Below are 21,232 nucleotides of genomic sequence, written 5' to 3'. Positions count from 1 at the left end.
ATAAATACACAATGTAGAGAGGGTTTAGTGAAATGAAGTTGCATACACTTGTATCATGTTTGCATGATTTTCCAGTTGTTCCAAAAGAAAATCCAGAAATCACATCTATAGAAGCTGATTCACGTAAAGTGAAAGAAGGAAGCTTATTTGTATGTATGAAAGGATATACGGTTGATAGCCATGATTTTGCTAAGCAAGCAGCGGCACAAGGAGCGGCTGCTATTGTTGCGGAAAGACCAATTGATGTTGACGTTCCAGTTGTACTTGTGAAAAATACTTTTCGTTCGTTAGCGGTTTTAGCTGATTATTTTTATGGTCAACCAACACACAAGTTACATTTAATCGGTATTACAGGTACAAATGGAAAGACAACAACATCGCATATTATGGATGAGATTATGCGCGCACATGGTCATAAAACGGGGCTAATTGGAACGATTAATATGAAAATCGGTGATGAAACATTTGAGGTGAAAAATACAACACCAGATGCACTAACACTTCAACAGACGTTTGCAAAAATGGTTGAACACGGTGTGGATAGCACAGTAATGGAAGTTTCGTCACATGCTTTAGATCTTGGCCGTGTACACGGATGTGATTACGATGTAGCAGTGTTTACAAATTTAACACAAGATCATTTAGACTATCATAAAACGATGGAAGAATATAAACATGCAAAAGGGTTGCTATTTGCGCAACTTGGCAATAGTTATAATCATAATCGTGAAAAATACGCGGTATTGAATAACGATGATGCTGTAACAGCGGAATATATGAGAAGTACTGCAGCAACTGTTGTAACGTATGGAATTGATACAACAAGTGATGTTATGGCAAAAGATATCGTTATGACAAGTGGTGGAACTACATTTACGCTTGTAACACCGTATGAGAGTGTAAATGTTACGATGAAATTAATTGGGAAATTTAATGTATATAACGTACTAGCTGCGACAGCGGCAGGACTTGTTTCTGGTGTAAGTTTAGAAACAATCATTGATGTAATAAAGGAACTAGCTGGAGTTCCAGGACGTTTTGAAGTAGTTGATGGTGGACAAAATTATACAGTTATTGTTGATTATGCACATACACCAGATAGCTTAGAAAATGTATTAAAAACAGCAAAACAGTTTGCAAAAGGTGACGTATATTGCATCGTCGGTTGTGGCGGTGATAGAGATAGAACGAAGAGACCAATCATGGCAAGTGTTGCAACACGATATGCAACTCACGCCATTTACACTTCAGATAATCCAAGAAGTGAAGAGCCAGGAGCTATTTTAGATGATATGGTACATGGTGCAAATGGAAATAATTATGAAGTAATTATTGATAGAAAAGAAGCGATATACCATGCAATTGCTAACGCAAAAGCCGAAGATATTATCATTATTGCTGGTAAGGGTCATGAAACATATCAAATTATTGGTAAAGATGTTCATCATTTTGATGATCGTGAAATCGCTAAAGAAGCAATTACAGAGCGTTTAAACAACGAAGAGTAACAACGTGAGAGGAGGACTACATGTGCTTGAGCAAGGTTTATTAGTAACGGCTGGGGTAGCATTCTTAATTTCTGTTGCCCTTTCGCCATTGTTTATTCCATTTTTAAGAAAATTAAAGTTCGGACAGAGTATTCGTGATGAGGGACCAAAATCACATCAAAAAAAATCAGGGACACCGACAATGGGTGGTATCGTCATATACGTATCTATGATGGTAACTTCACTTATTATGGCGATTAAGTTTAATCATTTAGGTGCAGAGGTATCGTTATTACTATTAGTGACATTTGGTTACGGATTGATTGGATTTTTAGATGACTACATAAAGGTAGTTAAGAAGAGAAATCTTGGTTTAACATCAAAACAAAAATTAGTAGGTCAGCTTGTTATTGCTATTGCGTTCTTTTTAATTGGAAAAGGGCAAGCGTTCCACACATACATCATGATTCCGGGAACGGATGTTAAGTTTGAATTAGGTTGGGCGTATTTTGTACTTGTACTATTTATGCTTATTGGTGGATCAAATGCAGTTAACTTAACTGACGGTTTAGATGGTTTATTATCAGGAACAGCTGCTATTGCATTTGGAGCATTTAGTATAATTGCTGTGGCACAAGAGCAATTTGGAGTAGCGATATTCTGTATGGCAGTTGTAGGAGCTGTACTTGGATTTTTAGTATTCAATGCGAATCCAGCAAAAGTGTTTATGGGAGATACAGGTTCATTAGCTTTAGGTGGAGCCATTGCAGCTGTAGCAATTTTATTAAAACAAGAATTGCTACTTGTAATCATTGGCGGAGTATTCGTAATGGAAACTTTATCGGTTATTATTCAGGTTATTTCGTTTAAAACAACAGGAAAACGTGTCTTTAAAATGAGTCCATTACACCATCATTATGAATTATGTGGTTGGTCAGAATGGCGTGTTGTTGTGACGTTTTGGTCTGTAGGATTTTTATTAGCTGTGTTAGGAATTTATATCGGGGTGTGGATGTAATTGAAAACTGTAACTGAATTTCAAAATAAGAATATTCTTGTATTAGGCATTGCAAAAAGTGGTTATGCAGCAGCTACATTGCTACAAAAGTTAGGGGCAAATGTTATTGTAAATGACGGAAAGCCTTTAGCAGAGAATGTACTTGCTGCAGAATTACAAGCAAAAGGAATGGATGTTGTATGCGGTGGTCATCCTTTAGAATTATTAGAGAGAAATATTTCTCTTGTAGTAAAAAATCCAGGAATCCCGTATTCTAATCCAATATTAGTTGCTGCGAAAGAAAAGCAAATTCCAATTGTTACGGAAGTTGAATTAGCATATCGTATTTCAGAAGCACCATTTGTTGGGATTACGGGGTCTAACGGTAAAACGACGACGACAATGCTTACATTTGAAATGCTAAAAGAAGGACAAAAGCATCCCGTAATTGCAGGAAACATTGGAACTGTAGCGTGTGAAGTTGCACAGGATGCGAAAGAAAATGAAGTTGTAGTTACAGAACTTTCATCGTTCCAATTGATGGGAGTAGAATTGTTCCAACCTAAAATTGCTGCGTTTTTAAATTTATTTGAGGCCCACTTAGATTATCATGGGACGAAGAAAGAATATGGTTTAGCAAAAGCGAATATTTTTAAAAACCAAACAGAAAATGATTATAGTGTAATAAATGCAGATGATGCAGATGTGATGGCTTTATCTGCTTATAGTAAAGGTCAAAAAGTACTGTTCTCAACAACGAAAGAAATTGAAGATGGTGCGTGTATAAAAGATAATGCTCTTTATTTTAAAGGTGAAAAAGTTGTTGAAGTAGGCGATATCGTTTTACCTGGTCAACATAATTTAGAAAATATTTTAGCAGCGATGAGTATCGCAAAATTATCGGGTGTTTCTAATGAAGCGATTACGGCAGTTTTAAAACGTTTTACAGGTGTAAAACATCGTTTAGAATACGTAACAACTATAAACAACCGTAAGTTTTATAATGACTCAAAAGCAACGAATATGTTAGCGACAGAGAAAGCTTTATCTGCGTTTACACAACCGACTGTGTTATTAGCAGGTGGGCTGGATCGTGGAAATGAATTTGATGATTTAATTCCGTATTTCAAAAATGTTAAAGCGATTGTAACATTTGGACAAACAGCTCCAAAATTAGTAAGAGCTGCAGAAAAAGCGGGATTAGATACAATTGAAAGTGTCGATACTTTAGATGAAGCTGTAGTGAAAGCTTATGCTCATTCTACAGATGGCGATGTAATTCTTCTTTCTCCAGCATGTGCAAGCTGGGATCAATTTAAAACATTTGAAGAAAGAGGAGACATTTTTATACAAGCTGTGCATAAACTTATATAAAGTAAATCAAAACATCAGTAGGCTAACACCTACTGATGTTTTGTTACATAGGGCAAAAGTTTCTGCCTAAAGAGGTGGTGTTTATGGGTAATGAAGAAAACGCCTGATTTTATTCTCATCATCGTTACACTTGCGTTGTTAACAATCGGAATGATTATGGTTTATAGTGCGAGTGCGGTTTGGGCCTCTTATAAAATGGGGGACTCATTCTTTTTTGCAAAAAGGCAATTGCTATTCGCAGGTCTTGGTGTAGTGGCTATGTTTTTTATTATGAAAATTGATTATTGGGTGTGGCGTACGTATTCAAAAGTAATTTTGCTAGTTTGCTTCGTTCTTCTTATTCTCGTTCTTATTCCTGGAGTAGGTCTTGTTCGAGGAGGAGCGCGAAGTTGGATTGGAATCGGGGCATTTTCCATTCAACCGTCCGAATTTATGAAGTTTGCGATGATTATTTTCTTAGCGAAATTTTTAGCGGAACGACAAAAATTAATTACCTCTTTTAAACGTGGTTTACTACCAGCTTTAGGTTTTGTATTTCTTGCTTTCGGAATGATTATGTTACAGCCCGACCTTGGTACAGGGACGGTAATGGTTGGGACATGTATCGTTATGATATTTATCTCAGGAGCAAGAGTCTTTCACTTTGCAATGTTTGGTTTGCTTGGTGTAGCAGGATTTGTAGGGCTAATTGCATCAGCACCGTATCGGATGAAACGTATTACATCATATTTAGACCCGTGGTCAGATCCGCTTGGAAGTGGATTTCAAATTATTCAATCGTTACTCGCAATTGGACCAGGTGGATTATTCGGGCTTGGACTTGGACAAAGTAGACAAAAGTTTCTTTATTTACCTGAACCGCAAACAGACTTTATATTTGCAATCTTATCCGAGGAATTAGGTTTTATTGGTGGTTCATTTGTGTTATTATTATTTAGTCTATTATTATGGCGTGGGATTCGTATAGCTTTAGGAGCGCCAGATTTATATGGTACGTTTTTAGCAGTAGGTATTGTGGCGATGATTGCGATTCAAGTAATGATTAATGTTGGTGTTGTAACAGGATTGATGCCTGTTACGGGTATTACTTTGCCGTTTTTAAGTTATGGTGGATCAAGTTTGACATTAATGTTAATGGCAGTAGGTGTATTATTAAATATAAGTCGCCATTCTCGCTACTAAACCCTGTTTTATAAGACAGGGTTTTTCGTATGTGTACGAAGAAACAATATGTATATAGAAATAAATACGACTGTAATAAGAAAAAGAGAAGCGGAGGAGTTAGTAGTGCGTGTATTAGTAAGTGGTGGGGGCACTGGAGGTCATATTTATCCGGCTCTTGCTTTAATAAGAGAAATAAAAAAATTAAATCCGGAAGCAAGGTTTTTATATATTGGTACGGAGAATGGATTAGAGAGCACAATCGTGCCCAAAGCAGGTATACCGTTTCAACCTATTGTTATAAGTGGATTTAAGCGTAAAATATCGTTAGATAACGTGAAAACGGTGATGCGTTTTCTAAAAGGTGTACAAGATAGTAAACGATATATTCGTCGTTTCAATCCAGATATTGTAATTGGAACAGGTGGATATGTATGTGGACCTGTTGTATATGCTGCGGCAAAATTAGGTATTCCAACTATTGTACATGAACAAAATAGTGTACCTGGTGTAACGAATAAATTTTTAAGCCGCTATGTTGATAAAGTTGCAGTTTGTTTTGAAGCGGCTGCAGAACATTTTCCGCAGTCAAAAGTGGTCATGACTGGAAACCCACGAGCGTCAGAAGTAATGGATCAAAATGGAATGAAAGGAAAACGTTCAGTAGGTTTATCTCTTCCTAAAAAATCCGTGCTTATTTTTGGTGGCAGCCGTGGGGCTAGACCAATTAACGATGCTTTCGTAGAGGCAATTGAACAGTTTGGAAATAAAAGTTACGAAATATTGTATGTAACAGGTGAAGTTCATTACGACAAAGTGATGGATGCAGTGAAGCAAAAAGGGAACCCGAATAATGTTATTATTAAACCTTTCATTCATAATATGCCAGAAGTACTTACAGGTGTAGACCTTGTTGTCTCAAGAGCTGGAGCAACAACACTTGCAGAATTAACAGCGTTAGGTAAGCCAAGTGTGTTAATTCCGAGTCCTTATGTAACAAATAACCATCAGGAAAAAAATGCACGTTCTGTTGTCGATAAAGGAGCAGCAAAAATGTTGCTTGAAAAAGATTTAACAGCTGAAACACTTATTCGTGATATTGACGAGATTTTATTAGATGCACAAACATTACAAAATATGAAGCTTGCTGCTGGGCAATTAGGTATTCCAGATGCAGCAAATAAGTTGTATGAAGTAATGAATAAGCTTGTAAAAAAATAACGTTAGGTGAACGCCCTGCATACTACTGTAATAAGGATGCTTAGTATGGGGGAGATTGTTTATGGAGCAATTAGTAAATGAGCTTATAGAAGCAAAGGTTGGTCGTGTGTTAGTGGATGAACCGTTAGCACGTTATACAACTATGAAAATAGGTGGACCAGCTGATATTTTAATTGTGCCAAAGCATGTTGCCGGTATTGAAAAAACGTTGCAGTTAGTAAAGAAATATAAAACAAAGTGGACTGTAATTGGTCGCGGTTCGAACCTTCTTGTATCTGATCTAGGGATAGAAGGTGTCGTTATTCGTTTAGGAGAAGGATTAGACCACTTAGAAGTCGAAAAACATAGAGTAAGAGTTGGTGGTGGGTATCCCCTGATTAAATTATCAACTTTACTTAGTCGTCAAGGGTTAGCTGGTCTGGAGTTTGCAAGTGGTATTCCAGGAAGTGTTGGCGGTGCAGTGTATATGAATGCAGGAGCACATAAATCGGATATATCAAACATATTCTCAAAAGCTCTTATTTTGTTTGAAGATGGAACAATTGACTGGTTAACGCATGAAGAAATGGAGTTTTCCTATCGTACATCTGTATTGCAAACGAAACGTCCTGGTATTGTTTTGGAAGCTGAGTTTCAATTGCAGATAGGAGAGCGTGAGGGAATTGTAAGTGTCATGCAAAAGAATAAAGATTACCGTCGTGAAACACAGCCATGGAATCACCCTTGTGCAGGAAGTGTGTTTCGGAATCCAATTCCATACTTTGCAGGAGATTTAATAGAGAAGGCGGGGCTTCGTGGTTATCAAATAGGTGGAGCTCAAATTTCTGAAATGCATGGAAACTTCATTATTAATACTGGTGGAGCTAGCGCGCAAGATGTATTATCTTTAATAGCATTAGTAAAACAAACAATCAAGGATAAATTTAGCGTAGAAATGCATACAGAAGTAGAAATCATTGGAAGATAACGGTTATTCGTTCCGCTCATTATCATTTATGTTATAATAAGAAGATAAGAACGGCATGAGGAACATGCCGTTCTTTATGTTACGTAGGGGGATCGTACATGAAAAATAGTAAAGTGATTAAACTACAGGATCGTGTACCAAAGTTAAAAAATCAACAGAAAAAAAACAAGAAAGATGTTAATCATCGGTTGATTTTATACATATCAATTTTATTTTTATTAGTTCTCTTTTTAATTTATTTTCGGTCTCCGCTTAGCAATATAAAAAAGATAAGCGTGTTTGGAAATCATTATATGACAGATGAACAAGTGATGAAGGAATCAGGTGTGACATATGATACAAGTTATTTCCGAGTGACAGCACATAAAGCAGAAGAAAACTTAACGAAACGAAAAGAAATTAAAGCAGTAAATGTAAAGAAGCGTTTTCCAAATAAAATTGACGTTCATATTGAAGAATATTTAACGATTGGTTATATAAACAAAGATGGGAAATTACAACCGTTATTAGAGAACGGGAAAACACTTGATGTACTCCCGAACGGAAAACTTCCTGTTGCAGCGCCAATTTTTGAACCTTTTAAAGAGGAGAAAATGAAGGAGTTAATTGCTGAGCTTGAAAAATTAACACCAACTATTTTAAGGTCTATTTCTGAAATTCGTTATTCACCGACAAATGCGAATGAAGACCACCTTACTTTATATATGAATGAAGGGTATGAAGTGAGCACTACGATTCAAAATTTCGCAAAACGTATGGAAGCTTATCCACTTATCTTAAAAACAATTGAGCCAGGCAAAAAGGTATTAATTGACTTAGAAGTAGGGGCGTATACGAAAGAATTAGGAGCAGAAGAAAAAAAAGAATAGAATGATAGTTTTCACTACGTTATTGTAGAAAAAAACGAAACGAACGTTCTGCTTGGTGCATAGGAATTTACAAGAATGGTTCATTTGATGAAAAATATGTAAAAATTCTTAGATTCATACTAGGATTGGTACAAGTTTCACTTTTCTATGAGTACATCTTAGTGTAGACTTATACTTGGCGGTAATCTTTACACTTGAAATAGAATTATTTCAAGATAAGCAGTTATTCACAGTTTACTGCAATATTCTTAAATGAATGTTAAATAAAAATAAGAAAAATATAGGGTTAAAAAAGGGAAACGTATAAAGACGTTGAATATTTTTCTTATAAATAGTAAAGTTGCGATTGTTGTTCCATATATTGAGTTGTATGGTATAAATAAAGAAGGAGGTGCCAAAGAATGAACAGCAATGAAATATATGTTAGTCTTGACATCGGTACATCCAATGTTAAAGTCATCATTGGTGAAATGGTTAATGACAGCTTAAACATTATTGGTGTTGGAAATGTAAAATCAAATGGTTTAAAGAAGGGATCGATAGTTGATATAGACGAGACTGTTCGATCAATTAAAAAAGCAATTGAACAAGCTGAGCGCATGGTGGGAATCCACATTGAGCAAGTTGTAGTAGGTGTCAATGCAAACCAGGTACAGCTACTTCCTTGTCACGGAGTAGTCGCTGTTTCAAATGAAGATCGTGAAATCGGGAATGAAGATGTCTTACGCGTTCTAGATGCAGCACAAGTTGTGTCAATTGCTCCAGAACGTGAGTTTATTGATGTGGTACCTCGACAGTTCATTGTAGACGGTCTTGACGAGATTAACGATCCGCGCGGGATGATCGGTGTAAGATTAGAAATGGAAGGTACACTTATTACAGGCTCGAGAACTTTACTACATAACCTACTTCGTTGTGTAGAAAAAGCAGGTCTTGAAATTGTTGATATTTGTCTTCAACCTTTAGCGGCTGCAACAGTTGCTATATCTTCAGATGAAAAAAATAGAGGAGTAGCCCTTGTTGATATGGGGGGAGGATCTACAACTTTATCTATTTTTAAAGATGGAGAGTTACAAGCGACGAGCGTATTACCATTAGGTGGAGACCATATAACGAAAGATATTGCGATTGGGTTGAAAACTTCAACAGAAAATGCAGATCAAATTAAGTTGAAATATGGACATGCTTTTTATGATACAGCGTCTGAAGAAGAGATGTTTACGGTTCCTATTATGGGAAGCGATCAAACAGAACAATATTCTCAGTTGGAATTATCGGATATAATAGAGGCTCGTGTAGAGGAAATTTTAATGTTTGTTCAAGATGAAGTGCGTAAGTTAGGGGTAAAGCAAGTAGCTTCTGGTTATGTACTAACTGGTGGAATTGCTTCTATGCCAGGTGTTCTTGATCTTGCATATGATATTTTACATGAAAATGTTCGTATAGCAACTCCTGATTATATTGGCGTGCGTGAGCCCCAATATACAAGTGGAGTAGGATTAATTAAACATTCTTATCAAAAAGCTAAGTTGCGTGGGAAAAATGTGCAGGAAAAACAAGAGCATTTTGAACCAGTACCAGCACCAGCTCCAACGCCGGTACAACAGCAACCTGCGAAACAAAAAACGCGTAATCAAAACAATAATAATCAAAATGATGACCGTATGATGTCAAAAGTAAAACGTGTATTCCGTTATTTATGGGATTAAAATTGGACACGAAAAATGAGGTTCTAGGGGGATTTCGACATGTTAGAGTTTGATACTACTCAAGATCAATTAGCGAATATAAAAGTTATCGGTGTCGGCGGTGGCGGAAACAATGCTGTAAACCGTATGATTGAACACGGTGTACAAGGTGTAGACTTTATCGCTGTGAATACTGATGCACAAGCATTAAATCTATCAAAAGCTGAAACGAAAATGCAAATTGGTGGAAAATTAACACGTGGACTTGGTGCAGGTGCAAACCCTGAAGTAGGGAAAAAAGCTGCAGAAGAAAGTAAAGAACAGATCCAAGAAGCACTTCGTGGTGCTGATATGGTATTCGTAACTGCTGGTATGGGCGGCGGAACTGGAACTGGTGCAGCTCCAGTTGTTGCTCAAGTGGCAAAAGAATTAGGTGCATTAACAGTTGGTGTTGTAACACGCCCATTTACATTTGAAGGACGTAAGCGTGCAACACAAGCGGCATCTGGTATTGCGGCATTTAAAGAAAATGTAGATACACTTATTGTAATTCCAAACGATCGCTTATTAGAGATTGTTGATAAAAACACGCCAATGTTAGAGGCATTCCGTGAAGCAGATAACGTATTACGTCAAGGTGTTCAAGGTATTTCTGATTTAATTGCAACACCAGGTTTAATTAACTTAGACTTCGCAGACGTAAAGACAATTATGTCTAATAGAGGTTCTGCTTTAATGGGTATTGGTTCTGGTAATGGAGAAAATCGTGCTGCTGAAGCTGCGAAAAAAGCGATTTCTAGTCCATTATTAGAAACATCTATTGATGGAGCTCAAGGTGTTATCATGAACATTACGGGTGGAGCTAACTTAAGCTTATATGAAGTACAAGAAGCGGCAGACATTGTAGCTTCAGCTTCAGATCCAGAAGTAAATATGATCTTCGGTTCGGTTATTAATGAAGGATTAAAAGATGATATCGTTGTAACTGTAATTGCAACTGGTTTTGATGATACAATTGCAACTCAACCACCAAAACCAATTATCCGTCCGAATGTGAATCACACGCAACAACAGCAACAGCCAGTAGCTCAACCACCAAAACAACGTGAAGTAAAACGTGAAATGAAGCGTGAAGAGCCAGTTGTACATGAGCGTCATTCAGATTCAGATGATATCGATATTCCAGCATTCTTACGTAATCGTCGCAGACGATAAAAGAAAAGGAGCATTTATGCTCCTTTTTTGTTTTATACAGGGAAAAGATCTGCCTAAGCAGGTCTTTTTTATTTTATATATTTTAATCTATTCCGCTATTTGCCGGATAGCACGATTGGTGCGTGGCGATTAAAGTTTCACTTTATATGTAAGTAAAAAGTATATAGCATTCTATGAAACATATACTTTTATTTTTTACCGACAGATTATGTCTAGAAAGCACAAAATAACAAAAAAACACCTCCGCAAATTGACACACTTTCCTATTGGATATGCATTATACTAGTCTCAACTTAAAAAAAGAGGTGAATTGTTTGGTTGTTTACGCCGACGTTGTTTGGTTGTTAAACGCCTGCATTGATTTTCTTTTACTTTTATTAACGGCTACCGTGTTAAAAAAGAAGATCAAAAGATGGAGGCTTGTGTTAGGGGCATTGATAGGTTCAACCATTGTTATTTTTGCCTTTACTCCTTTTGCTTCTATGATGACACATCCGATTATGAAACTACTGTACTCGTTACTTATTGTGTATACAGCATTTGGGTTTACAACATTTAGAAATTATGCACAAACTGTTTTTACTTTTTACTTTGTAACCTTTATGGTTGGCGGAGGATTAATGGGCACTCATTTCTTTTTGCAAACGAATGAAATGGTAAATGGGTTGGTTCAATCTCAATCAATTTCTTACGGTGACCCAATTAGTTGGTTGTTCGTTATTTTTGGTTTTCCAGTCATTTATTATTTTTCTAAAAAGCGTATTGAAAGCGTAGAGGTTACAAAAATACACTATGATCAAATTGTGAAATTGAAAATTCAATTAGCTGAAGAGGAACTAGAACTCGCAGGTTTAATTGATAGTGGGAATCAACTTTACGACCCGTTAACGAAAACACCTGTTATGATTATGCATATTTCATCATTAGAACATTGTTTGCCAGCTTGGTTAACGGAACAAATTTATTCCAAAACACAGATTCCTCAAATACCAGAAAATGATTCTGGGTGGGCGACAAAATTACGCTTAATTCCTTTCCGAGCAGTAGGAGTAGAGAATCAATTTTTATGGGCAATTAAGCCAGAAAGTGTACAAATTTATCATGAAGGTAGTTCTATTGTCGTGAATAAAGTATTGATTGGATTAAATACACAACAGTTGTCAACCAATGGAGAATATCAATGTATTGTGCATCCGAAAATGTTAATTTCGCAAAAAATGGTAATTGCTTAATAATGGGAGGCGGGATAATATGATGAAATTAAAATTTTATTTAGTATACCTTTGGTATAAAGTATTGTTGAAATTAGGAATTAAGACCGATGAAATTTATTACATTGGTGGAAGTGAAGCGTTACCACCGCCGTTAACGAAAGAAGAAGAGGAAGTTTTATTAAATAAATTGCCAAAAGGAGATCAGGCGGCAAGGTCGTTACTGATTGAACGTAATTTACGGCTAGTCGTATATATAGCAAGAAAGTTTGAAAATACAGGGATAAATATTGAAGATTTGATTAGCATTGGAACAATCGGGCTTATTAAAGCGGTAAATACATTTAATCCAGAAAAGAAAATAAAATTAGCAACATATGCCTCACGTTGTATCGAAAATGAAATCTTAATGCATTTACGCCGCAATAATAAAAATCGTTCAGAAGTTTCTTTTGATGAACCACTTAACATCGATTGGGACGGGAATGAACTTTTATTATCAGATGTATTAGGGACAGACGATGATATTATTACAAAAGATTTAGAAGCTACTGTTGATCGTCATCTTCTAATGAAAGCATTACATCAATTGAATGATCGTGAAAAACAAATTATGGAACTTCGGTTTGGGCTCGCTGGAGGAGAGGAAAAGACGCAAAAAGATGTAGCAGATATGCTTGGGATTTCACAGTCATACATTTCGCGTTTGGAAAAAAGAATCATAAAAAGGTTACGAAAAGAATTTAATAAAATGGTGTAAAGAATAAGACCAGCCGTTATGTAGGCTGGTCTTATTCTCTTTCGTTGTATGAGGAGAGACAACGAAAATGAAAAATGAAGAGAAAACCGCATGCATAAAATCCCCTTCAAAGGAAATACTTTACACTGTACAGCAACTCCCGATAGGAGGGAACACTTTGACGAGAAACAAAGTAGAAATTTGCGGTGTTGATACAGCTAAACTTCCCGTACTAAAAAATGATGAAATGCGTAAATTATTTCGTGAAATGCAAAGTGGAGAGATAAGCGCAAGAGAGAAATTAGTGAATGGAAACTTACGTCTTGTACTGAGCGTCATCCAAAGATTTAATAACAGAGGAGAATATGTTGACGATTTATTTCAAGTTGGTTGTATCGGACTTATGAAATCCATTGATAATTTTGATTTAGGCCAAAATGTAAAATTTTCAACGTATGCTGTGCCGATGATTATTGGGGAAATACGCAGATATTTGCGTGATAACAATCCGATTCGCGTATCTCGCTCCTTACGAGATATTGCGTATAAAGCGTTACAAGTAAGAGAAAAGTTGATTGCAGAAAATTCAAAAGAACCAACAGCAATGGATATTGCAAAAGTGCTTGAAGTGACTCATGAAGAAATCGTTTTTGCTTTAGATGCAATTCAAGATCCAGTTTCATTATTTGAGCCGATTTATAACGATGGGGGGGATCCTATCTTTGTTATGGATCAGTTAAGTGATGAAAAGCAAAAGGACGAGCAGTGGGTTGAAGAGTTAGCTCTAAAAGAAGGAATGAAGCGTTTAAATGATCGTGAGAAAATGATTATTCGAAAACGTTTCTTCCAAGGAAAAACACAAATGGAAGTTGCAGAAGAAATTGGGATTTCTCAAGCACAAGTGTCACGTTTAGAGAAATCAGCTATTAAACAAATGAATAAGACGATTCAAGGATAAGGTTTCACCATTTATGGTGAGACCTTTTTATATGTCATATAGTTTGTTTGCGCTCATAGTAGGATAGTTGTGTTCATATAATGAAAATAATATGAGGTTGGTAAGAGGGTGCTTCCTGTTCATTTGTGAAACAATTTTTTTTCGATTCGTCATATATAAGGGAGAGGATGAAAGTGATACAAATTTCGGAATTGCAGATGAAAGATATAATAAATGTTTCAGACGGAAAAAGGCTGGGTAATATTGGTGATATTGAAATTGATATGAACACAGGGAAGATCGATTCTATTATTATTTCTAAACAGGCACGTATGTTTGGGATTTTTGGGAAAGACGTAGAAATTGTAATTCCTTGGAAAGAAATTGTGAAAATTGGGGAAGATGTCATACTTGTTAGAGTAAATCCTGTTAATTCTGTAACAGAATCAATACAAACACCGACAATTTCATAAAGAATATTACAAATTCCTCTTTTTTTTCTGTTAGGATTATGAAAAAATAAAAGTATGGTAAAATAGACAGGAAGTACCATGCTTTTTTATGTTATTTTAATTAAAAGGAGCAGCCTTATGAGAGAACCATTTAAATATGTGGACGGTATACTGTATTTAGAAGCGTGGAAAGAACTTGGAAACATTACTGCTGGATTTACGACAAAAGATGGTGGGGTAAGTACGGGCTCCTTTCATGCAATGAATTTAGGATTACATGTGAATGATATTGCCGAGAACGTTCATGAAAATAGACGCATTTTAGCAAATAAGTTACAAAAACCATTAGAAAACTGGATTTGCTCTGAACAAGTTCATGATCATCATGTTGAAAAAGTAGGACAACAGGAAAAAGGAAGTGGCGTTTATTCATATGAAGACGGCATTTCAAAAACAGATGGCATTTATACGACTAATAATGATGTTCTTTTAACATCTTGTTATGCGGATTGTGTTCCACTCTATTTTTATGCACCATCACATGGTATGATAGGACTTGCGCATGCTGGATGGAAAGGGACTGTAAAAGAGATTGCAAAAGAAATGATTCAAAAATGGAATGCAGAAGGGATTTCGAGTGATGAAATTCATGTTGCGATTGGACCAGCAATTGGATCTTGTTGTTACGTTGTTGATGATCGAGTGTTAACAGCAGCAGAGCAAGTAGTAAACGGTTCTGTTCCTTATAAAAAAGTTTCAGACGGACAGTACGCAATTGATTTAAAAGAAATTAATCGTATATTATGTGTACAAGCAGGCATAAAAGAAGAGAATATTGTAATGTCATCTCTTTGTACAAGCTGTGAAGAACAACTGTTTTTCTCTCATCGTCGTGATCAAGGTAAGACAGGGAGAATGTTGAGTTTCATAGGTTTTAAGGAGGATGAAAGCAAGTGACAGTACAAAAAAATTTAACAACTGTAAACGAAGCAATTAAACAATCTTGCGCGCGAGCGGGACGTTCTTTGCAAGATATTAAACTCGTTGCAGTTACAAAAACGGTAGGAATTGAAAAAACAAACGAAGTAATTGAAGCAGGAATTATCGATTTAGGTGAAAATAGAAATGAAGGTTTCTTACAGAAGTATGAACATTTCGGTTCAAAAGTGAATTGGCATTTTATTGGATCATTACAAACGAGAAAAGTAAAAGAAATCATTAATGAAATCGATTATTTACATTCATTAGATCGTCTTTCACTTGCAAAAGAAATTCAAAAACGTGCGGATAAGAAAGTGAAATGTTTTATTCAAGTGAAAACATCATCTGAAGAATCAAAGCAAGGATTGGCAATAGAAGAAACCGTTTCTTTTATTCAAAGTTTGCAAGAATTGGATAAGATTGAAGTGGTTGGACTAATGACAATGGCTCCGTTTACAGAAGAAGAGGAAGAAATCAGACGCTGTTTTAAGACATTACGTATGCTACAAACAAAGGTGCAGGAGTTAGAATTATTACATGCGCCATGTAAAGAATTATCAATGGGAATGTCTAATGATTACACCATTGCAATTGAAGAAGGTGCTACATACATTCGTTTGGGGACGATTTTAGTAGGAAAAGCGTAAAAGGAAGGAGAATCTTATTATGAGTTGGTCAAAAGTAAAATACTTCTTTTTTGATACACCTGAAGAAAAAGAAGCAGCTCAATATAGTTATGAAAAGGAGCAAACGGACATGAAGAAGCAGCAAGATCCGCCAGAACAACAAGATGTTACGTTTCCAAAAGCGCAAACGAAACAAAATGTTGTGAGCATTGAAACAGCGAAGCAATCCTCAAAAGTTGTTTTATTAGAACCACGCACATATTCGGAAGCGCAAGGAATTGCGGACCATTTAAAAGGTAGACGAGCTGTTGTAATTAATTTACAACGAATGTCTACGGATCAAGCTGTACGTATCGTTGACTTTTTAAGTGGTACTGTATACGCTATAGGCGGGGACATTCAAAAAATAGGACCGAAAACATTTATGTGTACGCCTGAAAATGTAGATATAGTTGGTGCAATTTCAGAGTTATTCGGTGAAGAAGAAGACACAAATATAAAGAGGTGGTAATACGCCATGGAAACAGTTTTAAGGCTTTTAGTTACTGCTATCGAGATTTACTCGTGGGCACTTATTATTTACATTCTCCTATCATGGTTCCCAGGTGCAAAGGAATCAACTTTCGGAGATTTTCTTGCCCGTATTTGTGAACCGTATTTAGAACCATTTCGCAGATTTATTCCGCCGCTTGGTATGATTGACATCTCACCACTTGTTGCGATTTTTGCGTTGAGACTTGCTACAAGTGGTTTAGTAACTTTATTCGGCTATTTCTTATAGTAAGAGGTTAAATACATGAGCATCTACGAGCATTTTAGACCTGATGAAGTGGTCTTTGTGGATAAAGTGTTAGAGTGGAAGCGAGCAGCAGAGTACCATCAAGTGAAGTTAACAGACTTTCTTGATCCAAGACAACAACAAATTGTCACGATGGTAATAGGACAAGGAGATGTTGCTGTACAATTTGATGGTGCAACGTCTCAAGCAGAGCGCAAAAGAGCACTCATTTATCCGGACTATCTAGTAATAAATGAAGAGGAATTTCAAGTAGAAGTATTGGAAATTGACTATCCTTCCAAGTTTTATACGCTAGAGCATAGGCAAATATTAGGTACATTTATGTCTCTCGGTTTAACGAGAGAAAAATGTGGTGATATTTTGCTTCAAGAAGATCGTGCCCAAATTGTAGTCGCGAAAGAAGTTGTATCTTATATTGAGATGAACTTACAATCTATAGGAAAAGTGAAAGTCTCCTTATCACCAGTGCAAAGGGAAAAAATTCTACAGATACAAGAAACGTGGGGGGAGAAATCCGGAACGGTTTCTTCACTTCGTTTAGATGTTATGTTAGCTGAAATGTTACATATATCTAGGCAAAAAGTACAACCTTTCATAAAAAATGGTTTAGTAAAAGTGAATTGGAAAACAGTGGAGCAAACCTCTTATGAATGTTATCCAGGAGATGTTTTTTCAGTGAGAGGATATGGACGCAGTAAATTGTTTTCTGTAGAAGGTAGAACAAAGCGCGACAAATGGAGAATTTTGTATGGTATACTAAAATGATTGGTTTTTTAGAAGGAAATCCTCCTATTTTGTCGAAGAAAAGATATAATTGAAAGAGGAAATTTAGATAACTACTTGGAGGTGGCGTTGTGCCGTTAACACCATTAGATATTCATAACAAAGAATTTGGTCGCGGATTCCGTGGCTATGATGAGGATCAAGTAAATGAGTTTCTTGATCAAATTATCAAAGATTATGAATTAGTCATTCGTGAGAAAAAAGCTTTAGAAGAACAAGTTGCACAATTAGAAGGGAAGTTAGATCATTTCTCTAATATTGAAGATACGTTAAACAAATCTATCGTTGTTGCACAAGAAGCAGCGGAAGAAGTAAAACGTAATGCCCAAAAAGAAGCGAAATTAATTGTACGTGAAGCTGAAAAGAATGCAGACCGTATTATTAACGAAGCTTTAGTAAAATCAAGAAAAGTTGCTTTTGATATTGAAGAGCTAAAGAAACAAGCGAAAGTATTCCGCACTCGTTTCCGTATGTTATTAGAAACACAGCTTGAAATGTTAAACAACGATGATTGGGATAAGCTAATTGAGTTAGAAGACGAAGTAGACGAGCTGTTGAAAAAAGAAGAAACAGTGTAAGCTTGACGTTTTTCTCATTATTACATATAATTTTAAACAACATATTTATTAAGAAAAACGAAGATAGGGATAAGTACCTTTTTCATACCTTATATAGCGAACTGAGGATGGTGTAAGCTCAGGATAAGGAGATAATGGGAATATCACCCTGGAGTTCCGCGCTGAACAAATAGAGTAAGCGTAGGCGTATATTCGCGTTAAGAATATAAAGAGGATTGTATACATACGTATAGAATCTACTAGGGTGGTACCGCGGGAGACTTTCTCGTCCCTTTTTGGGATGAGAAAGTCTCTTTTTTATTCCGTTTTTTAGGTCTTTCTTTTATACATGTAAGGAGGAATTGAGCATGGAGTACAAAAATACATTACTAATGCCAAAAACAGAGTTCCCGATGCGTGGGAATTTACCAAAACGTGAGCCTGCAATGCAAGAAAAGTGGGCGGAAATGAATATTTATGAAAAGGTACAAGAACATACGAAAGGTCGTCCTTTATTTGTACTGCATGATGGACCTCCATATGCGAATGGTGACATTCATATGGGACATGCATTAAATAAAGTATTAAAAGACTTTATCGTTCGTTATAAATCAATGACTGGTTTCTGTGCACCATATGTCCCAGGTTGGGATACACACGGTTTACCAATTGAACAAGCTTTAACAAATAAAGGTGTGAAGCGTAAAGAAATGACAGTTGCTGAGTTCCGTAAGTTATGTGCAGAGTATGCATATGAACAAGTAGAACGTCAGCGTGAGCAATTTAAGCGTTTAGGTGTACGTGCTGATTGGGATAACCCATACATTACTTTAGAGCCAGCATATGAAGCACAACAAATTAAAGTGTTTGGTGATATGGCGAAAAAAGGTTATATCTATAAAGGACAAAAACCAGTTTATTGGTCACCAACGAGTGAATCAGCTTTAGCAGAAGCTGAAATTGAATACCAAGATAAAAAATCTGCATCTATTTACGTAGCATTTCCTGTAAAAGATGGAAAGAACGTATTAGAAGGTGATGAGAAATACATTATCTGGACAACAACGCCTTGGACGTTGCCTGCAAACTTAGGTATTTCTGTTCACCCAGAACTTGAATACGCTATTGTAAAAGTAAATGATGAAAAATATATTATTGCTTCTGAACTATTTGAGACAGTTGCAAAAACGTTAGAGTGGGAAAACGCTGAAGTTGTGAAAACAGTAAAAGGTAGTGAGCTTGAGTATACAGTTGCAAAGCATCCATTCTACGATCGTGATTCATTAGTTATGCTAGGAGATCACGTAACAACAGATGCAGGTACAGGTTGTGTTCATACAGCACCAGGACACGGGGAAGATGACTTTATTGTTGGTAAAAAGTATGGCTTAGAAGTACTTTGCCCAGTTGATGATAAAGGTGTATTAACAGAGGAAGCACCTGGATTTGAAGGCTTATTCTATGATAAAGCTAACAAGCCAATTACAGAAAAATTAGAAGAAGTAGGCGCATTACTGAAGCTAACATTCATTACGCATTCATATCCACATGATTGGAGAACGAAAAAACCTATTATTTTCCGTGCGACAGCACAGTGGTTTGCATCTATTGAAGCATTCCGTAAAGAGTTATTAGAAGCTGTTGCGGAAACAAAATGGGTACCAGCATGGGGCGAAACTCGTCTTCATAACATGGTTCGTGACCGTGGTGACTGGTGTATTTCTCGTCAACGTGCATGGGGTGTGCCAATTCCTGTATTCTATGCTGAGAATGGTGATCCAATCATTACGGATGAAACAATTAACCATGTAGCTGATTTATTCCGTGAACACGGTTCTAACGTATGGTTTGAGCGTGAAGCGAAAGATCTATTACCAGAAGGATTTACACATCCAGGTAGCCCAAATGGTGAATTCCGTAAAGAAACAGACATCATGGATGTATGGTTCGACTCAGGTTCTTCTCACCAAGCGGTATTAGAAGAGCGCAATGACTTACAACGTCCAGCAGATTTATATTTAGAAGGATCTGACCAATATCGTGGTTGGTTTAACTCTTCATTATCGACAGCAGTTGCTGTAACAGGAAAAGCGCCATATAAAGGCGTACTAAGCCACGGTTTCGTATTAGATGGTGAAGGACGTAAAATGAGTAAGTCGATTGGTAACATCGTCGTACCGAAGAAAATTATGGATCAATTAGGCGGAGATATTTTACGATTATGGGTATCTTCTGTTGACTATCAATCTGATGTACGTATTTCGGATGATATTTTAAAACAAGTAGCAGAAGTGTATCGTAAAATCCGTAACACATTCCGTTTCTTGTTAGGAAACTTAGACGACTTTAAGCCAAGTGAAAATACAGTAGCTATAGCTGAACTTCGTGAAGTAGATCGTTACATGTTAGTGAAATTAAATGACTTAATTACAAAAGTAAAAGAAGCATATGAGACATACGACTTCGCTGCTGTATATCATGCAATTCATAACTTCTGTACAATTGATTTAAGTTCATTCTACTTAGACTTTGCAAAAGACATTTTATACATTGAAGGTGCGAACCATGAAGATCGTCGTGCAATTCAAACTGTATTATATGATGTTCTTGTTGCATTGACGAAACTTGTAACACCAATCTTACCGCATACAGCTGATGAAGTATGGCCATACATTCCAGGTGTAACAGAAGAAAGTGTACAATTAACTGATATGCCAGAAGCTACACAATTAGATGGTGCAGAAGCATTAAAAACAAAATGGGATGCGTTTATGACATTGCGTGATGACGTATTAAAAGCGTTAGAAGTAGCTCGTAATGAAAAGGTAATCGGTAAGTCATTAAATGCAAGTATTACGCTATATCCAACTGCAGAAATGAAAGCTATGTTAGAGTCTATTAACGAAGACTTAAAGCAATTATTCATCGTTTCTGAGTACAAACTTGGTGGCATGATGGAAGAAGCGCCAGCAGATGCACCGAAGTATGAACATACAGCGGTTGTTGTTGTTCAAGCAACTGGTGAAACATGTGAACGTTGTTGGGTAGTTTCAGAAACAATTGGTAAAGATGCTGAACATGAAACATTATGTGAGCGTTGTGCAACGGTTGTTAAAGAAAATTATGTAAAATAATAAGGGGTGACTGCACGTAAAGTGCAGTCATTTT

Annotated in this window: 20 protein-coding genes and 1 other annotated feature; all 20 genes read left to right on the top strand. The window is 36.4% G+C overall.

Translation table 11 applies throughout. The features are described from left to right. Window positions 1–32 precede the first annotated feature (32 nt). The 20 genes from murE (at window position 33) to ileS2 (ending at window position 21,198) form a co-directional block, all read left to right on the top strand. Complete coding sequence (gene murE, locus ACTFSI_RS01595) at window positions 33–1,508, top strand: UDP-N-acetylmuramoyl-L-alanyl-D-glutamate--2,6-diaminopimelate ligase (protein WP_000766300.1); 1,476 nt, start codon at window positions 33–35, stop codon at window positions 1,506–1,508. A gap of 22 nt (window positions 1,509–1,530) precedes the next feature. Then, on the top strand, window positions 1,531–2,505 hold the full coding sequence (gene mraY, locus ACTFSI_RS01590; RefSeq protein WP_000893058.1) for a phospho-N-acetylmuramoyl-pentapeptide-transferase: 975 nt from the start codon (window positions 1,531–1,533) through the stop codon (window positions 2,503–2,505). Continuing rightward, on the top strand, window positions 2,506–3,858 hold the full coding sequence (gene murD / locus ACTFSI_RS01585; RefSeq protein WP_138321223.1) for a UDP-N-acetylmuramoyl-L-alanine--D-glutamate ligase: 1,353 nt from the start codon (window positions 2,506–2,508) through the stop codon (window positions 3,856–3,858). It begins immediately after the preceding gene. A 90-nt stretch (window positions 3,859–3,948) separates the two neighbouring features. Next, the gene (spoVE, locus tag ACTFSI_RS01580; RefSeq protein ID WP_000753511.1) at window positions 3,949–5,040 is read left to right on the top strand and encodes a stage V sporulation protein E; all 1,092 of its coding nucleotides are present in this window, start codon (window positions 3,949–3,951) and stop codon (window positions 5,038–5,040) included. 105 nt (window positions 5,041–5,145) lie between these two features. Next, window positions 5,146–6,240, top strand: coding sequence for an undecaprenyldiphospho-muramoylpentapeptide beta-N-acetylglucosaminyltransferase (gene murG, locus ACTFSI_RS01575; protein ID WP_440045213.1), 1,095 nt, complete (start codon window positions 5,146–5,148; stop codon window positions 6,238–6,240). Between the two features lie 61 nt (window positions 6,241–6,301). Next, window positions 6,302–7,207: a UDP-N-acetylmuramate dehydrogenase gene (gene murB / locus ACTFSI_RS01570; RefSeq protein WP_000437033.1), complete on the top strand. Its 906-nt coding sequence runs from the start codon at window positions 6,302–6,304 to the stop codon at window positions 7,205–7,207. 98 nt (window positions 7,208–7,305) lie between these two features. Beyond that, window positions 7,306–8,076, top strand: coding sequence for a cell division protein DivIB (gene divIB / locus ACTFSI_RS01565; RefSeq protein WP_138321225.1), 771 nt, complete (start codon window positions 7,306–7,308; stop codon window positions 8,074–8,076). Window positions 8,077–8,477: 401 nt separating this feature from the next. Then, the gene (gene ftsA, locus ACTFSI_RS01560) at window positions 8,478–9,785 is read left to right on the top strand and encodes a cell division protein FtsA (protein WP_001087553.1); all 1,308 of its coding nucleotides are present in this window, start codon (window positions 8,478–8,480) and stop codon (window positions 9,783–9,785) included. A 39-nt stretch (window positions 9,786–9,824) separates the two neighbouring features. Beyond that, a complete protein-coding gene (ftsZ, locus tag ACTFSI_RS01555) occupies window positions 9,825–10,979 on the top strand; it encodes a cell division protein FtsZ (protein ID WP_000888991.1) in 1,155 nt (384 codons plus the stop codon). A 314-nt stretch (window positions 10,980–11,293) separates the two neighbouring features. After that, window positions 11,294–12,211 carry a sigma-E processing peptidase SpoIIGA gene (gene spoIIGA / locus ACTFSI_RS01550; protein ID WP_000261994.1) on the top strand — a complete coding sequence of 306 codons (918 nt, stop codon included), beginning with the start codon at window positions 11,294–11,296 and terminating at the stop codon, window positions 12,209–12,211. Window positions 12,212–12,230: 19 nt separating this feature from the next. Continuing rightward, on the top strand, window positions 12,231–12,950 hold the full coding sequence (gene sigE, locus ACTFSI_RS01545; RefSeq protein ID WP_000976948.1) for an RNA polymerase sporulation sigma factor SigE: 720 nt from the start codon (window positions 12,231–12,233) through the stop codon (window positions 12,948–12,950). A 157-nt stretch (window positions 12,951–13,107) separates the two neighbouring features. Further along, window positions 13,108–13,887 carry an RNA polymerase sporulation sigma factor SigG gene (gene sigG, locus ACTFSI_RS01540; protein ID WP_000197753.1) on the top strand — a complete coding sequence of 260 codons (780 nt, stop codon included), beginning with the start codon at window positions 13,108–13,110 and terminating at the stop codon, window positions 13,885–13,887. Window positions 13,888–14,054: 167 nt separating this feature from the next. Further along, on the top strand, window positions 14,055–14,339 hold the full coding sequence (locus ACTFSI_RS01535) for a YlmC/YmxH family sporulation protein (RefSeq protein ID WP_001998116.1): 285 nt from the start codon (window positions 14,055–14,057) through the stop codon (window positions 14,337–14,339). 117 nt (window positions 14,340–14,456) lie between these two features. Further along, window positions 14,457–15,275 carry a peptidoglycan editing factor PgeF gene (pgeF, locus tag ACTFSI_RS01530; protein WP_001209002.1) on the top strand — a complete coding sequence of 273 codons (819 nt, stop codon included), beginning with the start codon at window positions 14,457–14,459 and terminating at the stop codon, window positions 15,273–15,275. Further along, window positions 15,272–15,946: a YggS family pyridoxal phosphate-dependent enzyme gene (locus ACTFSI_RS01525; RefSeq protein WP_044791556.1), complete on the top strand. Its 675-nt coding sequence runs from the start codon at window positions 15,272–15,274 to the stop codon at window positions 15,944–15,946. Before pgeF ends, ACTFSI_RS01525 begins: the two co-directional genes overlap by 4 nt. 19 nt (window positions 15,947–15,965) lie before the next feature. Beyond that, complete coding sequence (locus ACTFSI_RS01520) at window positions 15,966–16,436, top strand: cell division protein SepF (protein WP_000119138.1); 471 nt, start codon at window positions 15,966–15,968, stop codon at window positions 16,434–16,436. A 6-nt stretch (window positions 16,437–16,442) separates the two neighbouring features. Continuing rightward, complete coding sequence (locus tag ACTFSI_RS01515) at window positions 16,443–16,706, top strand: YggT family protein (protein ID WP_000450919.1); 264 nt, start codon at window positions 16,443–16,445, stop codon at window positions 16,704–16,706. 15 nt (window positions 16,707–16,721) lie between these two features. Further along, window positions 16,722–17,489, top strand: a complete 768-nt coding sequence (locus ACTFSI_RS01510) for an RNA-binding protein (RefSeq protein ID WP_000029726.1) — start codon at window positions 16,722–16,724, stop codon at window positions 17,487–17,489. An 89-nt stretch (window positions 17,490–17,578) separates the two neighbouring features. Next, window positions 17,579–18,085, top strand: a complete 507-nt coding sequence (divIVA, locus tag ACTFSI_RS01505) for a septum site-determining protein DivIVA (RefSeq protein WP_001131612.1) — start codon at window positions 17,579–17,581, stop codon at window positions 18,083–18,085. 51 nt (window positions 18,086–18,136) lie between these two features. Next, window positions 18,137–18,361, top strand: a binding site (T-box leader). A 71-nt stretch (window positions 18,362–18,432) separates the two neighbouring features. Further along, window positions 18,433–21,198 carry an isoleucine--tRNA ligase gene (gene ileS2 / locus ACTFSI_RS01500; protein WP_000455926.1) on the top strand — a complete coding sequence of 922 codons (2,766 nt, stop codon included), beginning with the start codon at window positions 18,433–18,435 and terminating at the stop codon, window positions 21,196–21,198. Window positions 21,199–21,232 lie beyond the last annotated feature (34 nt).

Source organism: Bacillus cereus group sp. MYBK101-2 (assembly GCF_051918845.1).
In the GTDB taxonomy this organism is placed as follows: domain Bacteria; phylum Bacillota; class Bacilli; order Bacillales; family Bacillaceae_G; genus Bacillus_A; species Bacillus_A paranthracis.
This window is presented reverse-complemented; position numbering and strand designations above follow the sequence as displayed.

Coding starts and splice junctions, on each gene's coding strand:
- murE (WP_000766300.1), top strand. CDS start 33: ATGAAGTTGCATACACTTGTATCATGTTTGCATGATTTTCCAGTTGTT.
- spoVE (WP_000753511.1), top strand. CDS start 3,949: ATGAAGAAAACGCCTGATTTTATTCTCATCATCGTTACACTTGCGTTG.
- murB (WP_000437033.1), top strand. CDS start 6,302: ATGGAGCAATTAGTAAATGAGCTTATAGAAGCAAAGGTTGGTCGTGTG.
- divIB (WP_138321225.1), top strand. CDS start 7,306: ATGAAAAATAGTAAAGTGATTAAACTACAGGATCGTGTACCAAAGTTA.
- ftsA (WP_001087553.1), top strand. CDS start 8,478: ATGAACAGCAATGAAATATATGTTAGTCTTGACATCGGTACATCCAAT.
- ftsZ (WP_000888991.1), top strand. CDS start 9,825: ATGTTAGAGTTTGATACTACTCAAGATCAATTAGCGAATATAAAAGTT.
- sigE (WP_000976948.1), top strand. CDS start 12,231: ATGATGAAATTAAAATTTTATTTAGTATACCTTTGGTATAAAGTATTG.
- ACTFSI_RS01535 (WP_001998116.1), top strand. CDS start 14,055: ATGAAAGTGATACAAATTTCGGAATTGCAGATGAAAGATATAATAAAT.
- pgeF (WP_001209002.1), top strand. CDS start 14,457: ATGAGAGAACCATTTAAATATGTGGACGGTATACTGTATTTAGAAGCG.
- ACTFSI_RS01520 (WP_000119138.1), top strand. CDS start 15,966: ATGAGTTGGTCAAAAGTAAAATACTTCTTTTTTGATACACCTGAAGAA.
- ACTFSI_RS01515 (WP_000450919.1), top strand. CDS start 16,443: ATGGAAACAGTTTTAAGGCTTTTAGTTACTGCTATCGAGATTTACTCG.
- ACTFSI_RS01510 (WP_000029726.1), top strand. CDS start 16,722: ATGAGCATCTACGAGCATTTTAGACCTGATGAAGTGGTCTTTGTGGAT.
- ileS2 (WP_000455926.1), top strand. CDS start 18,433: ATGGAGTACAAAAATACATTACTAATGCCAAAAACAGAGTTCCCGATG.